The sequence below is a fragment of the Caballeronia sp. LZ034LL genome, assembly GCF_031451215.1.
Classification (GTDB): domain Bacteria; phylum Pseudomonadota; class Gammaproteobacteria; order Burkholderiales; family Burkholderiaceae; genus Caballeronia.
The window spans coordinates 155,652-170,244 of the sequence record NZ_JARUXR010000004.1 but is presented as its reverse complement, the minus strand read 5'-3'; the positions used below and the strand labels follow the sequence as shown (position 1 = coordinate 170,244).

Here is a 14,593-nt window from a genome sequence, read left to right as displayed (position 1 = left end):
CACCGGCGTGTGGAGGCAACCCATCATGTCCAGCCCAGCGGTTCTCAATCCTGTTCCCAAACTCGCGCCTGCACCCTGGCATCGCGGCGAAATCGCGCTGCAGAAGGCCGCGGGCGTGTATGAGCGGATGGACAGCATGGGCCGGCGCGTCGTGCGCGACTACATGCCGGACCAGCATCGCCAGTTCTTTGCGCAACTGCCGTTCATGGTCGTCGGCACGGTCGACAGCCGCGGCGATCCGTGGGCCACGCTGATCGCCGGGCATCCCGGATTCATGCAGACCCCCGACTCACACACGCTGCGCATCGGCCACGCGCGCGACCCGCACGATCCCGCCGAAGCCGGCATGACGGACGGCGCGTCCATCGGCTTGCTCGGCATCGAACTGCACACGCGCCGCCGCAACCGCATGAACGGCGTGATCCATCGCGACGGCGCGCAGACGCGTTTCGACGTCGCCGTGGAGCAGAGCTACGGCAACTGCCCGCAATACATCCAGCTGCGCGACTTCGAATTCGTGCGCGAACCGGGCACGCCCGGCACGGTCGCGCCCGTCGAACTGGACGCCCTGACGCCGCGCGCCCAAGCCATGATCACGGGCGCCGATTCGTTCTACGTCGCGTCGTATTTCGATCGCGATGACGGGCGCCGGCAGGTGGACGTGTCGCATCGGGGCGGCAAGCCGGGCTTCGTGCGCCTCTCCGACGACGGCTTTCTCACCATTCCCGACTTCGCCGGCAACCTGTTCTTCAACACGCTCGGCAACATCCTCGAGAACGGCCGCGCCGGCCTCGTGTTCGCGGATTTCGAACACGGCACGCTGCTGCAACTCTCGGGCGAGGCGCAGGTGCTGCTCGATTCGCCGGAAATCGCCGCCTTCCAGGGCGCGGAGCGGCTGTGGCGCTTCAAGCCGCACCGCATCGTGTACCGCGAGGATGCGCTGCCGTTGCACTGGACGGCGCGCGACGACGGCGCGTCGCCCAATGCGCTGATGACCGGCGACTGGACCCAGGTGTCCGAACGCCTGAAGGCCGCCGCGCTCGCGAATGCGTGGCGCGCGTTTCGCGTGAGCCGGATCGTCGACGAAAGCGATTCGATCCGCTCGTTCCATCTCGAACCGGCCGACGGCGCGGGACTCGTGCCGCACCGCGCGGGTCAGCATCTGCCGATCCGCGTCACGCTGCCGGGCGACACGAAACCGTCGATCCGCACCTACACGCTTTCGGTGGCGCCGTCGGACGGCGTGTACCGCATCAGCGTGAAGCGCGACGGACGCGTCTCGACCTGGCTGCACGACACGTTGCGAACCGGCAGCACGATCGAGGCGCGCGCGCCGGCCGGCGATTTCACGATCGATGCGCTGGAGAAGCGGCCGGCCGTGCTGATGGCGGCGGGCGTCGGCATCACGCCGATGCTCGCGATGCTGCGGCATATCGTCTACGAAGGACTGCGCAAGCGCCGCATACGCCCGACCTGGATGATCGTGTCGGCGCATGCGCTCGCCAGCCGCGCGTTCGCGCAGGAGATCGATGCGCTCGTGCGAAGCTCGGGCGGCGCGGTGAACCTGATCCGCGTGCTCAGCGACACGCGCGACGCCGTGCTCGGGCGCGACTACGACGCGTCGGGGCGGATCGATCTGGATCTGCTGACGAGCCGCCTGCCCTTCAACGACTACGACTTCTATCTGTGCGGCCCGGGCGCGTTCATGCAATCGCTCTACGACGGCCTGCGTGCGCTCAATGTCGCCGACACGCGCATCCATGCGGAAGCCTTCGGTCCGTCGGCGCTGCGGCGCACGGCGGATCGCGGTGCGGACGTGAAGCCGCTGCCTCCCGCCGCCGCCAAACCGGTGACGGTGCAGTTCGTGAAGTCCGGCACGGCGGCGCAATGGCAGCCGGACGGCGGTTCGCTGCTGGATCTCGCGGAAGCGAGCGGCCTCGCGCCGGAGTTCAACTGCCGCGGCGGCACCTGCGGCACGTGCCGGACGCGTATCGCGAAAGGCGCGGTGACGTACGAGAATGAACCGGCGTTCCACGTCGGCGACGACGAAGCCCTGATCTGCTGCGCCGTGCCGGCAGCGGATTCGGACGCCGCGCTCGAACTCGACTTGTGAGCGCCGGAAAGGCCCCTGAGACAGCGACGGTGGATTGTGCCCCGCGCACATATCCCCGAGAATGCACGGCATCCTTTCAGCCGGCATGCAGCGCTTCTCCCATGGACCGAATCCAGGCAATGTCGACCTTCGTCACGGTGGTCGAAACCGGCGGCTTCGCGTCGGCGGCACGCAAGCTCGAGGTGTCGCCGTCGGTCGTGAGCCGGGTCGTGACCGAACTCGAAGAACATCTCGGCGTGCGCCTGCTCACGCGCACCACGCGCGTCGTGCGCCTCACCGACGCCGGCAGCGGCTTCTTCGAAGACTGCCGCCGGATTCTCGGTGAGATCGAAACCGCCGAACTGTCCGCCACCGGCACGCACACGTCGCCGCGCGGCGTGCTCACGATCACCGCGCCGGTCATGTTCGGCCGCCTGCACGTCACGCCGATCGTGATCGATTATCTGCGCCGCTATCCCGAAGCCGATGCCAACTGCTGGTTCGTCGACCGCGTCGTGAACCTGGTGGACGAAGGCATCGACGTCGCGGTGCGCATCGCGGAACTGCCGGACTCTTCGTTGCAGGCAATCCGGGTCGGCAACGTGCGGCGCGTGCTGTGCGCGTCGCCCGCGTATCTCGCGGAACACGGCACGCCTGGTCATCCCGACGATCTCGCCACGCACGTCATCATCTCGTCCACCGGTGCATCGACGCCGCCCGAATGGCGCCTCTACGACGGCGAGCGGCAGGTGCCCGTGCGCGCGCATCCGCGCCTGACCACGACCACCAACGACTCCGCCATCGGCGCCGCGCTCGCGGACTTCGGCATCGCGCGGCTGCTGTCGTATCAGGTCGCGCAACATGTGCAGGAAGGCCGGCTCGCCGTCGTGCTGCCGGACTTCGAGCCGCCCGCCATTCCCGTTCATCTCGTGCATCGCGAAGGCCGCCATGTCGCGCAGAAGGTGCGGGCGTTCCTCGATCTCGCCGTCGCCACGCTGCGCGCGGATCCCGCGTTGAGCTACCACGGCTAAACACCCGGCGCGACCGGCCGGACGCGGGCGCGACGGCGTCGAATCGAACGGCCGTCAGGCACGCTGCCGTGCAAAAAACCGGCAAAACATGCAACATAGCTGTCTCGTCCGATCCTGACCGATCGCCGCGCCTTTGGCTTTCTCAGACCCCTTCACGGCTCACGCACCATGACCCAACCGACTTCTCCCTCGAACGAACGCCCGCTCGACATGATCATCTTCGGCGGCGGCGGAGACCTGGCGGCGCGCAAGCTGCTGCCCGCGCTGTACATGGCGCACTCGCACTGCAACCTGCCCGCCGACACGCGCATTCTCGCGATCGGCCGCAAGGACTGGACGCGCGAAGACTATCTGAAGAACTTCATGGAAGAGCAGGCGCGGCCGTTCATCGAAGACAAGGTGTTCGACGCGCAGTCGTGGGACAAATTTCTCGCGCTGTTCGACTACGTGCGCATCGACGTGGAAAATCCGTCCGACTTCCAGCGTCTCGGCCAGGCCGCGCGGCCGGGCTCGCAGCGGGTCTTCTATCTGTCGACCTCGCCCGAGCTGTTCGTGACCATCTGCGACAACCTCGACAACGCCGGCATCCTCGACGACCACGCCCGTGTCGTGCTGGAGAAGCCGCTCGGCCACGATCTGGCGTCGGCGCAAGCCATCAACGACGCAGTCGGCAAGCACTTCAAGGAAGAGCAGATCTACCGGATCGACCACTATCTCGGCAAGGAGACGGTGCAGAACCTGATGGTGCTGCGCTTCGGCAACGCGATCTTCGGCCCGCTGTGGCAGGCGCCGTACATCAAGAGCGTGCAGATCACGGTGTCGGAGACGGTGGGCGTGGGCAGCCGCGCGGGCTTCTACGACCATACCGGCGCATTGCGCGACATGGTGCAGAACCACTTGCTGCAATTGCTGTGCATCGTCGCGATGGAGCCGCCCGTGTCGCTCGATCCGGACGCCGTGCGCGATGAAAAACTCAAGGTGCTGAAGTCGCTACGGCCGATGAGCGTTGCCGACATCGCGCGTGACACCGTGCGCGGCCAGTACACGGCCGGCGCCGTGGGCGGCGAGGCGGTGAAAGGTTATCTGGAGGAGGCCAACGTGCCCGCCGACAGCCGCGCCGAAACCTTCGTCGCCGTGCGCGCGCATATCAACAACTGGCGCTGGGCCAACGTGCCGTTCTTCCTGCGCACGGGCAAACGGATGCAGAATCGCCGCTCGGAGATCGTCATCGATTTCGCCGACCTGCCGTTCTCGATCATCCCCGACGGCCCGCGTCACTACGGCAACCGTCTGACCATCACGCTGCAGCCGGAGGAATCCATCCAGTTGCAGATGATGGCGAAGGAACCCGGCAGCGGCATGCACATGCAGCCGGTGACGCTCAACCTGGACTTGCAGCAGGCCATGACGCAGCGGCGCGCGGAAGCGTACGAGCGGCTGCTGATCGACGTGATTCGCGGCAGGCTCACGCACTTCATGCGGCGTGACGAACTGGAAGCGGCCTGGACGTGGGTCGAGCCGATCCTCAACGGCTGGAAGGAACTCGGCGACCGTCCGCGCGGCTATACGGCGGGCACCTTCGGTCCGGCGGCGTCCAGCGCGTTGATGGCCCGCGAAAATCTGGCCTGGGCGGAAGAAGCCTGAGGAAACACGCGTGGCGATGCGGACGGCTTGCCGTCACCGCATCGCCGTGCGCACGGTTCGTTTCTCCCACCAGACGGCACTGGCCGCCATCACGGCCGACAGCACCACGATTCCGCCGAGAATGCCCGCGAGCCGCAGCGCGGCGGGCGTCGGGTCGGACGACCAGTGGTGATCCTGCACGAACACCATGATGAAGGCGATGCTGAACTGCCGGCCGACATAGCTCGCGCCCTGGGCGCCGGTCTGCACGTGACAGCCGATCCACACGCCCGCGCACAGCGCGATCATGCAGAACAACGGTGAATCGCCGAGCAGCGGCAGCAGCGCGAGACTCACGGCCCCCGCCAGCAGGCAGCCGATGAAACGCTGGATCATGCGCTCCGCAACGGGCTTGCGCGTCGGCTTGCCGAGCGCCGAGGCCGGCAGGATCAGCACGGCGACGGCGGTCACCATCGCCTGTGCGAAGCCCGGCAGATTCCACGCATAAGCCAGCGCGGCCAGGATCATGACCGCCCATGCGCTCTGCCACGCAAGCCTTCTGCGCATCTCGCGGGCCACCTGCGCGGCGCGCGCAACATGCGACGCCGACACCGCCTGCACCGCCTGCGCCGCGTCCGAAGGCATCACGGTGATGGCCTGCGTGCCCGCGCCATCGACGCGATCCACCGTGGACGCTGCCTGCGCGCGCGGCACCGGCGCCGCGCCGCGCGTGCGGCGGAAGTGTTGCAGGCCCGCGTGAAACAGCGCCGACACCGCCACGCACGCGCACGTCCCCACCACCACTTCGGCGACCCGCAACAACGCGAACGAAGCCGTCGCCGACGCGGACACGAGCCGATGCGCCTCGAAGGTCACCATCATCGACGTCACGGCGCCCAGCACCCACGCGTAGCCCGCATCGGACGCAAGCGCGCGATACACCGAGACGCCGGCAATCAAGCCGAGCAGCGGCACGAAGATCCACGGCACGTCGCCGATCAGCGGACCGGCAAGCGCGCCGATGATGGCCCCGGCCACGGTTCCGACCACGCGATGCACGCCGCGCTGCGCGCAGGCGGAGAACTTCGACTGCATGACGGCGAAGCCGCTGATGGCGGCCCACCAGATGTTGGTCAGATGGAACGCGTAGGCCAGAGCGACGGCCAGCGCGACCGAGAGCATGGCCTGGGTCGCGAAGAGTGCCCGCGCGGACGTCGGGCGGAAGGCGGCGAGTTCACGGCCCAGCGACACGAAGGCGTCGCGCACGGTGCGCAAGACATCGGCGCCTAGTGCCTTGCTGCGGGATTCGATGGAAGGGGTGCTGCGGGGTGAATCGTGGGTCGGCATCGGGCTCGGGATCCGTCTGGCGTTTAGCTTGAGCGTAGTCGCCTGCGGAGCCGAGCGCAAAACAATTGACGAAAGAATTGCATCGGGCGTTGCATATGCGCCATCGTCGACGCCATGCACGCAACGTGCGGCAAGTCAGGAACGCGAGGTCAGAAGACGGATGCCGGCCGCGCCGAACACGAGCGCGAGGCAGCCGTCGAGGCCGCGTTGCAGGCGCTGGTAGATGCGTCGTGCGGACGGCATCGAGAACAGCGCGGCATAGCCGCCGAACACGCTCGCGCCGATACACAGGCAGCCCGCCACCACCACGAGCATGTGACCGGGCCCCTCGCCCGCCGACGAGCCGAGCGCCGCCACCGACATCCACACGAGAATCGCCTTCGGGTTGGTGAGATGCAGCAGCGCGCCGCGCGTGTAGAGCGCACGGGCGGCGAGGTCGCGCGCGGGCGCGGTGGAGGACCGCACCGGCGGACGCAGCGCCGCGCGTCCGGACTTGAACGCGAGCCACAGCAAGTACAGTCCGCCGCAGATCTTCACGCCGGTGAGAAAGCCCGAATAGGCGGTGAGCGCCGCGGACAGTCCGAGCGCCGCGAGCATCGCCCAAAAGCACGAGCCGGACATCACGCCTGCCGCGAAGGCAAAGGCGGCGCGGCGGCCGGACTGGCTTGCGATCGACATGATCGCGAGATTGCTCGGCCCGGGGCTCGCGGTGCCGACGAAATACGCCGACCAGGCAATCAGCAGATTCGCGCTGAACAAGGCATGAGGGGTCATGGCGTGGGCGTCTCCGTTCAATGTTGTCGGCATTGTCGCGAAGGCGCAGGGCCGGCGTCCATGCATGGATGACGCCGGAACCGGCAGGCCAATTTTCAGGCTTCGACGTCCAGCTTCACCTCATAGAGCGACTTGCCGTTGAGGTCGTGCAGCGAGACGGTCAGCGCGCGGCTCACCGGGTCGATCTTCGCGCGGCCGTAAAACTGTTGCAGCGCCGCGGGCGAGCGGTTCTGCGGATTGTCCTTCGGCACGCTCACATAGCGCAGTTCGGGGCCGAAGGTCGTGTCGAGCTCGTTCGGCCCGAAGGTGCCCGCATTGATCGGCCCGCCGACGAATTCCCAGAACGGCTTGAAGTCGGTGAACTTCGCGCGCGACGGATCGTAGTGCGTCGCCTGTGCATAGTGGACATCGGCCGTGATCCAGACGACGTTTTCAATGTTCTCCTGCTTGATGAAGCGCAGGATCTCCGCCAGCTCCAGTTCGCGTCCGAGCGGTGCGCCATTGTCGGCGTTGGCCCACGCTTCGTAGGTGCCCTTCGGCACGTCCGGATTCGCATCCGGCACGACGAGCGAGATGGGCATGTCGCTCGCAATCACCTTCCAGGTCGCGCGCGAAGCCTTCAGCGATGCCTTCAGCCAAGCCGTCTGCTGCGAGCCGAGAAACGCGGCGTCCGCATCGAGACGCGGCTGCCGGTTGGGCGAATTGGCGCCGCGATACGAGCGCTCGTCGAGCATGAAGACGTCCAGCAGCGGACCGAACTGGAAGCCGCGATACACCTGCTCCGGATCCAGCTGGTTGATGCGATACGGGTTGTATTCGAACATCGCCTGCTTCGCGCGCGCTTCGAGCAGGTTGATGGAACGCGTCTGATAGCGCTTTTCCGCCGCGCCGATCTGCTGTCCCGGATACCAGTTATTGCGCACTTCGTGATCGTCCCATTGCACGAGGAACGGGACTTCGGCGGCGAAGCGGCGCTTGTTGCGGTCGAGCTGGTTGTAGGCAAAGGCTGCGCGATAGTCGCCGAGCGTCTGCGCCACGTGCGACTTGCCTTCGGTCACGAGGTTGGTCCACAGCGTGCCGTCCGGCAGTTTGACTTCGGCTTCGATCACGCTGTCCGCGTAGATCTGGTCGCCCTGATGGATGAAGAAGTCCGGCGCTTCACGGCGCATCGCTTCGTAGATGCGATAGCCGCCGAAGCCTTCGTTGATGCCCCAGCCCTGCCCGGCTTCATCGCCGGAGAAAACGAAGCAGACCGGCCTGGTTGCATCGAGCGACGCGGTGCGCAGGCGGCCCGTCGCCGGCTCGCTGATGGCCTTGCCATCGACGAGATCCTGGAAGCGCACGCGATAGAACATGTCCGCGCCCGGCGGCAGGCCGGTCAGGTCGACACGCGCCGTGAAGTCGCTGCCTTCCAGCGCCGCGGGCCCGATGCGCCGCTGGAAGCTGCTGAAGTTCTCGCTCGTCGAGTACTCGACGATCATGCGCGCCGGCCGGTCCGAACGGCTCCATACAATGCCGCTGGTTGCGGTGACATCGCCGCTCATCACGCCGCCGGGTAGTTGCGGACGCAACTTGTCCGAGGTGACGACGGCGGGCGCCACGCCTTGCGCTAGTGCATCGGCCAGACCCGCGCCGCTGAGCGCAAGTCCGGTGCCGGAGACAAGGCCCTTCAGCAAGGTGCGTCGGGACGGTTTGACGATGCGATCCGGCATGGCGAGCTTCCTCTCGAACGGTACGATGGGGCAGGTGTGCGCTGCGTCGAACCGGTGATGGTAAAGCGCAATGGTGTCGCTTTTGTTGCAGATTCCGCGTCGGCAGGCTCGCGGTTGGTCGCGATCAGCACGCGGCGATTGCTGTGACGGCTCACCGCGTCGGCCATGCGCTCTTGCCAGAAGCGCCATGCGCCGGACCGGCTGCGGCCGATGACGATCAGGTCCGCGTCGAACTCGCGCGCCGCCTGCGCGATCGCGCGTGCGACCGTCGCGCCGTTCGGCAGGTCGATCGTGACGCACACGCCATTCACGCTCGATGCGAGTATGGCCTGCAACGTACGCTTCTCGACTTCGCGCACCTGTTGCTCGATAGCTGCCATCGACGCGCCGAAGTCGTGCTGCACCGACGACAGCGCCCAGAACGGCAAACGGTCCACCACATGAAGCACCGTCAGACGTGCATTGCTTTCGCGGGCGCGCGCGATGCCGAGCGCAAGCGCGGCATGGCTGAGACTCGGGCCCACGGCTACCAGGATATGTTGCTGCATGATGTCACCTCCTTGCGATGACCTGGCTCAGTGCATGAGCCACGCGCGCTTCACGGCGTCGAGCACGACCGCCTCGGTCCAGGTGATGTGGCCATCCGCGACCACCGCTGTCTGGCACAGCGCCAGCACCTCGCGTCGGATGCGCTCGTCGCGCACTTCTTTCGCAAGCGCTTCGACCACGCCCGCTTCGACCCAGCACGCTTCGTCCCACGTCAGATAAGAGGACCGCGTGAGGTCCTCGCACACCTCTCGCACGACTTCATGCAGTTCGCCCGCATGCAAGCCGAGCCGTCTGTAAAAACCGCGCCGTTCGAGCGCTTCGACTTCCTTGCCGCTGATATGCCCGTCCGCGATCAGCGACATCACGACGATGCGCGCTGCGGCACGCGGGCTGTCCGATGGATAGTGGCGCATGGCTCAACTCCTCGATCAAAGTTCCTGAAGGAAAGGCCGTACGTGATGATTGAAGAGAACGCACCGCCTTTGCTTTGCATCGTAGGAACGCAGAATGAGCGGAAGATGAGCGCGATACCTCGACGGTATGATCTCAGTCCTCATCGGTATTGGACGGGCGGCGCACCCTGCTCTTACTCTCCGGCATGCCAATCACAACGGAGACTTCATGAGACCGCCTCTCGATATCGCGTCGCTGATCGACCGCGAACGCGTTCGTCCCTTCCAGTGGAGGATCTTCCTGCTGTGCTTCATGACCACCTTGTTCGACGGCTTCGATACCCAGGCCATCGCCTATACGGGCCCGGCGATCATCGCGGCATTCGGACTTGCGCCCGGCGATCTCGCGCCGATTCTCATTGCGGGCACGCTCGGCATGACCCTCGGCGCGATGACGCTCGGGCTGCTCGGCGACCGCGTGGGACGGCGTCCCGCGCTGCTCGGCGGGGTCGCGCTGTTCAGCCTTGCTTCGCTCGCGACGGCCTTCGCAAGCGATACGACGCAGATCCTCGCGCTGCGCTTCGTCGCGGGCCTCGGCATGGGCGGTTGCACGCCGGTCCTGCTCGCGCTCGCCGCCGAGTACGGACCCGCACGGCATCGCGGCGCCATCATGACGGGCGTACTGCTCGGGCTGCCAGCCGGCGCCATGCTCGGCGGGCTGCTCGCCGCGCGCATGCTGCCCGTGATCGGCTGGCAAGGCGTGTTCGTTGCGGGCGGCGCGGCGCCGCTCGTGCTGCTCGCGCTGCTCTGGTTCGTGCTGCCCGAGTCGCTGCACTTTCTCGTGACGCGTTCGCGCGACGATCATCGCGCCGTCCGCGCGGTGCTGGCGCGCATCGTGTCGCAACCGCTTGCCCCGGACGCGCGCTTCGCCGTGCATGAAACCGCCGCAAGGGCGAGCGTCGGCGCGCTGTTCCGCGAAGGCAACGCGCGCAACACCGTGGCAATCTGGGCCGTGTACTGCTTCAACTGGATCGCGTGGTTCATGTTCCTTTCGTGGCTGCCCACGGTGCTGAAGGCCGCCGGTCTGCCCGCCGCGCAGGCGCCGTTCGGCACGGTCGTGGTGAACGCGGTGTTCATCGTCTGCGCGATTCCGCTCTCCATCGCGTTGCCGAAAATCAGCACGCGACGCCTGTTGATTGCGCTGCTGGCGTTGGGCATCGCCATTGCGCTCGGCCTGGCCTATGCGGGTACGTCGTGGGGATGGGTGTTCACGCTCGCGGGTGCGGCGGGACTCGGCATCGGCGGACAGCAGATTGCGCTGAACTATCTGGTGGTCAGCGCCTATCCGACGACACTGCGCGCCACCGCCACCGGCTGGGCCATCGGCATGGGACGCGTGGGGGCGATCGTGGGCTCGGCAGTCGGCGGCATGTTCCTCAACCTCGGCGGACCGAGCGGCTTCTATCTCGTGCTCGCCGTGCCGCTCGCGGCCGCGCTGCTTGCCGTGATCGCGATCCGCACCGGCGAAGGCCAGGCGGATCCGTCGATGGCGGCCGCGCATTGAGTGACTGTTGGCTGAGACCGCACAAGCTTGGCGAGTGCGTTGGGCTGCATGAGACAGCGCGTTCTGCCGTCTCAAGACGTGAGCCTTGTCACGCAAGGCTCAAGCGCCTTGCGCGATGATTGGCACGCCGCATGCATGAAAGATCGCGTCACATCGCGGCTGCCTGCCACTGACGCGATGCGACCGGGCCGGCTGCCTTGCGCGCCGGCCCGTTTTTTTGCGCTGCGCGTGCAGCGCATCGTCGCATCAGAGGCCGGTTCGCGGATCGTAAGGACGAGCCGGATGATGCGCGATGTTCTCGAACTGCGGGCGCATCGCATCGCTGAAGGTCTGCTTCTGCTGATTGTTCAGCGAACCGTAGAACGTCAGCCAGGCCTTCGCCGACTGCCCGGACAACGGCGCGTCCTGCTGCGCCGTCTTTTGATCGAGCGCGTGCAGCGCGGAGAGATCGAGGATCGGCTGCTTCAGCAAGGTCTGCATGCGCAACTGCATCTGGTCTGCGTTCATGCGCTCGGCGGCGTGAGTGTCACGCATTGCATCGAGCGCGGCTTGCCATTGCACTTCCTGGTCGGGCGTGAGATTCAGCTGGTCATGCAGCGTACGCATGTTGACCGGCTGAACGTGGATGGCGGTGTCGCTATCCAGCGGCGCGGTCTGCGCATAGACCGGCGCGGAGCCGACGCCGAGCGAAAGCGCGGTGACCACGCTCACGACGGACAGCTTGAGCAGCAATGCGGTACGCGCGCCAAGGTGCGTATGTGCGGCATGTTCTACTTTGACGTTCGGGCTCATCTCGGTTCCCCTTTTCCTCGTTCGACGTTCGGATGGAGTTGCGCGCTTTCGCTGTTGCAACCATGGAAACGAGTGTAAGGATGTTGAATGAGCGAAGAATGAGGGCTTTGCGTTGTCCCCGAAAACGCTCACCTTTGGCCGGTTTGCGGGAGTCGGAAACCCTTTGAATAAGGGCCTTTGCTGGAGCGAGTGCAGCGCGATCCCGGATACCCTCACCTTTGTGCCTCTGTCGAACGGCCAGGATTCAGATCACGTTCAGCATCGACAAGGCCGTTTCCTGCAACGGCTGCAGCACGCGAGCGAGCGCTGCTTCGCGGGTTTCCTTCCCGATCGGCATGTTGGCCGAAAGCGCCGCAACCACTTCGCCATGACGGTTCTTCATCGGCACTGCGACGCCGCGCACACCCATCTGCAATTGCTGCTCGATCTCGACATAACCCTCGACTCGCGAGTGGCGGATCTTCTCGTAGAGCTGCTCCTTGTCGGTGATCGTGAGCGGTGTGAAGGGCTTGAATTCGGTGTCGTCCAGCCATTGGCGCACGGCCGCTTCTTCCCGATACGCAAGCATCGCGATGCCGCCCGACATCAACGCAGCCGGCACCCGCGCGCCCAGCACGAAGCCGGTGGTCATCACGCGCGTGGAGCCATTGCGCGCAATGATGACGAGGTCCCACTCATCAAGCACGCTCACGTAGACCGATTCGTGGATCAGCGCACTCAGCTGTTGCAGATAAGGCTGCACGATGCGCGGCAGGCGCGCCGACTCGAAGTAGGACCAGCCCATGCGCAACACGCGCGGCGTGAGACTGAAGAGCTTGCCGTCCGTCTGCACATAGCCGAGATGCGCGAGCGTCAGCAGATAGCGGCGCGCGGCCGTGCGCGTGAGGCCGGTGCGCACGGCCGCCTGCGTGGGCGTCATGCGCGCGTGCTGATCATCGAAGGCTTCGAGGATGGCCAGGCCCTTCTCCAGGCCCGCAATCCAGTCGCGCTTGTCGAGTGCAGGTTTAGTCATGCGGACATGCTTGTTTAGTTATGGAACGACGGCTGTTTCGGCCGCTATAGCTACGCATTGGGTAGTGCTAACCCCAAAAGCGTTCGATTAACGCACACACGCGTACGATAATCGCGCAAAATCTAACACAGAATGTTGATTGAAAGGGGTTGCGCTCTTATTCTCCAATCACTTTCAGAGCGACGCGTGTTTCAGACTCGACTCTCCGCCGCTCGGCCAGTTTCCCAGGCTCAACTCCATAAACCTATTTCGGAGACATTTCTATGGCTAGCCCTATGGAAGACGCGCACGGCGGCCGCCAGGCGAAAAAAGCGACGGCGAGCGGATGGATCGGTTCGGCGCTCGAGTACTACGACTTTTTCATCTACGCGCAAGCGGCCGCGCTGATTTTCCCGCAGTTGTTCTTCCCGTCGGGCAATCCGAAAGTGGCGATCATCGCGTCGCTGGCGACGTACGGTGTGGGTTACGTGGCGCGTCCGATCGGCGCATTCGTGCTCGGCCATCTCGGCGACACGCATGGCCGCAAGAACGTCCTGCTGATCTGCATGTTCCTGATGGGCTTCTCGACGATGGCCGTCGGCCTCCTGCCGACCTATCACCAGATCGGCATGCTCGCGCCCGCCTTGCTCGTGGTCCTGCGCCTGGTCCAGGGTTTTGCGGTGGCGGGTGAGATCTCCGGCGCCAGCTCGATGATTCTCGAACACGCGCCGTTCGGACGCCGTGGTTACTACGCGAGCTTCACGCTGCAGGGCGTGCAGGCCGGCCAGATTCTCGCGGCTGCCGTGTTCCTGCCGCTTGCCACCTTCATGCCGGAAGACATGTTCAATTCGTGGGGCTGGCGTGTGCCGTTCCTGCTGTCCGCGTTCGTGCTGGTGGCCGGCTACATCATCCGGAAGGAAGTGCATGAAACGCCGGCCTTCACGTCCGAAGGCGCGCACGGCGATCTGCCCAAGTCGCCGATCAAGGAAGCGTTCGCCAACAGCACGCCCGACATGGTCCGCGTGGTCTGCATGGCGCTGATGAACGTGATTCCCGTCGTCGCGACGATCTTCGGTGCGGCCTATGCGGTGCAGTCGTCGTATGGCATCGGCTTCCACAAGAGCGTGTACCTGTGGATTCCGGTAGTCGGCAACATCGTTGCGGTGCTGGTGATTCCGTTCGTCGGCAACCTGTCGGACAAGATCGGCCGACGCCCGATGATGATCGGCGGCTCCCTGGTCTCGGGCCTGCTGTCGTTCGGCTATCTCTACGCGATCAGCATTCACAACGTGCCGCTCGCGTTCCTGATGTCGCTGCTGATGTGGGGCGTCGTGTACCAAGGCTATAACGCGATCTTCCCGAGCTTCTACCCGGAATTGTTCCCGACCCGCTCGCGTGTTTCGGCGATGGCGATCGCGCAGAACATCGGCACGACCATCACGGCCCTGCTGCCCGCGCTGTTCGCGGCAGTCGCGCCGCCGGGATCGAACAACATCCCGCTGACGGTCGGCGCGATTGCGTTCGGCGTGACGATCATCGCCTCGATTGCAGCGTACTCGGCGCGTGAGACGTATCGCATCCGCCTGAACGATCTCGGCAAGAAGGACGCCGTGCCGATGAGCGAACAGGAGTACGAGCGCCTGCGCGCCGACTCGATGAACGTGGAAAAGGTCGCCAAGGCGCGCCACGCCTGATACGGATCGTGCTGGAGTGATTGGACGGGCCC

General features: G+C 65.7%; 12 protein-coding genes. 5 read left to right on the top strand and 7 right to left on the bottom strand.

What is annotated here, in order from left to right; all coding sequences use genetic code 11:
- Positions 1 to 25: 25 nt before the first annotated feature.
- The 3 genes from QCE83_RS28155 to zwf all read left to right on the top strand — a co-directional run bounded on the left by QCE83_RS28155 (position 26) and on the right by zwf (position 4,767).
- On the top strand, positions 26 to 2,113 hold the full coding sequence (locus tag QCE83_RS28155) for a pyridoxamine 5'-phosphate oxidase family protein (RefSeq protein WP_309819062.1): 2,088 nt from the start codon (positions 26 to 28) through the stop codon (positions 2,111 to 2,113).
- 101 nt (positions 2,114 to 2,214) lie between these two features.
- On the top strand, positions 2,215 to 3,123 hold the full coding sequence (locus tag QCE83_RS28150) for a LysR family transcriptional regulator (RefSeq protein WP_309819060.1): 909 nt from the start codon (positions 2,215 to 2,217) through the stop codon (positions 3,121 to 3,123).
- Between the two features lie 168 nt (positions 3,124 to 3,291).
- Positions 3,292 to 4,767: a glucose-6-phosphate dehydrogenase gene (gene zwf / locus QCE83_RS28145; protein ID WP_309819058.1), complete on the top strand. Its 1,476-nt coding sequence runs from the start codon at positions 3,292 to 3,294 to the stop codon at positions 4,765 to 4,767.
- 33 nt (positions 4,768 to 4,800) lie between these two features.
- Here the strand turns inward: zwf and QCE83_RS28140 are convergent, their stop codons facing one another.
- The 5 genes from QCE83_RS28140 to QCE83_RS28120 all read right to left on the bottom strand — a co-directional run bounded on the left by QCE83_RS28140 (position 4,801) and on the right by QCE83_RS28120 (position 9,541).
- Positions 4,801 to 6,093 carry an FUSC family protein gene (locus tag QCE83_RS28140; protein WP_309819056.1) on the bottom strand — a complete coding sequence of 431 codons (1,293 nt, stop codon included), beginning with the start codon at positions 6,091 to 6,093 and terminating at the stop codon, positions 4,801 to 4,803.
- Between the two features lie 135 nt (positions 6,094 to 6,228).
- Complete coding sequence (locus QCE83_RS28135) at positions 6,229 to 6,867, bottom strand: LysE family translocator (protein WP_309819053.1); 639 nt, start codon at positions 6,865 to 6,867, stop codon at positions 6,229 to 6,231.
- 95 nt (positions 6,868 to 6,962) lie between these two features.
- Entirely contained in the window at positions 6,963 to 8,579 is a 1,617-nt protein-coding gene (locus tag QCE83_RS28130; protein ID WP_309819051.1) for an alkaline phosphatase D family protein, read from the bottom strand.
- On the bottom strand, positions 8,537 to 9,127 hold the full coding sequence (locus QCE83_RS28125) for a universal stress protein (protein WP_309819049.1): 591 nt from the start codon (positions 9,125 to 9,127) through the stop codon (positions 8,537 to 8,539). Before QCE83_RS28125 ends, QCE83_RS28130 begins: the two co-directional genes overlap by 43 nt.
- A gap of 27 nt (positions 9,128 to 9,154) precedes the next feature.
- Complete coding sequence (locus tag QCE83_RS28120; RefSeq protein ID WP_309819047.1) at positions 9,155 to 9,541, bottom strand: TerB family tellurite resistance protein; 387 nt, start codon at positions 9,539 to 9,541, stop codon at positions 9,155 to 9,157.
- A gap of 208 nt (positions 9,542 to 9,749) precedes the next feature.
- Between QCE83_RS28120 and QCE83_RS28115 the strand changes: the two genes are divergently transcribed.
- On the top strand, positions 9,750 to 11,084 hold the full coding sequence (locus QCE83_RS28115; protein ID WP_309819045.1) for an MFS transporter: 1,335 nt from the start codon (positions 9,750 to 9,752) through the stop codon (positions 11,082 to 11,084).
- Positions 11,085 to 11,330: 246 nt separating this feature from the next.
- Here QCE83_RS28115 and QCE83_RS28110 read toward each other — a convergent pair whose 3' ends face one another.
- Together QCE83_RS28110 and QCE83_RS28105 are read right to left on the bottom strand one after the other, a co-directional pair.
- Positions 11,331 to 11,876, bottom strand: coding sequence for a periplasmic heavy metal sensor (locus QCE83_RS28110; RefSeq protein ID WP_309819043.1), 546 nt, complete (start codon positions 11,874 to 11,876; stop codon positions 11,331 to 11,333).
- Between the two features lie 244 nt (positions 11,877 to 12,120).
- Positions 12,121 to 12,888: an IclR family transcriptional regulator C-terminal domain-containing protein gene (locus QCE83_RS28105; protein WP_309819041.1), complete on the bottom strand. Its 768-nt coding sequence runs from the start codon at positions 12,886 to 12,888 to the stop codon at positions 12,121 to 12,123.
- Positions 12,889 to 13,151: 263 nt separating this feature from the next.
- Between QCE83_RS28105 and QCE83_RS28100 the strand changes: the two genes are divergently transcribed.
- Positions 13,152 to 14,561 carry an MFS transporter gene (locus tag QCE83_RS28100; RefSeq protein ID WP_309819039.1) on the top strand — a complete coding sequence of 470 codons (1,410 nt, stop codon included), beginning with the start codon at positions 13,152 to 13,154 and terminating at the stop codon, positions 14,559 to 14,561.
- Positions 14,562 to 14,593: the final 32 nt, after the last annotated feature.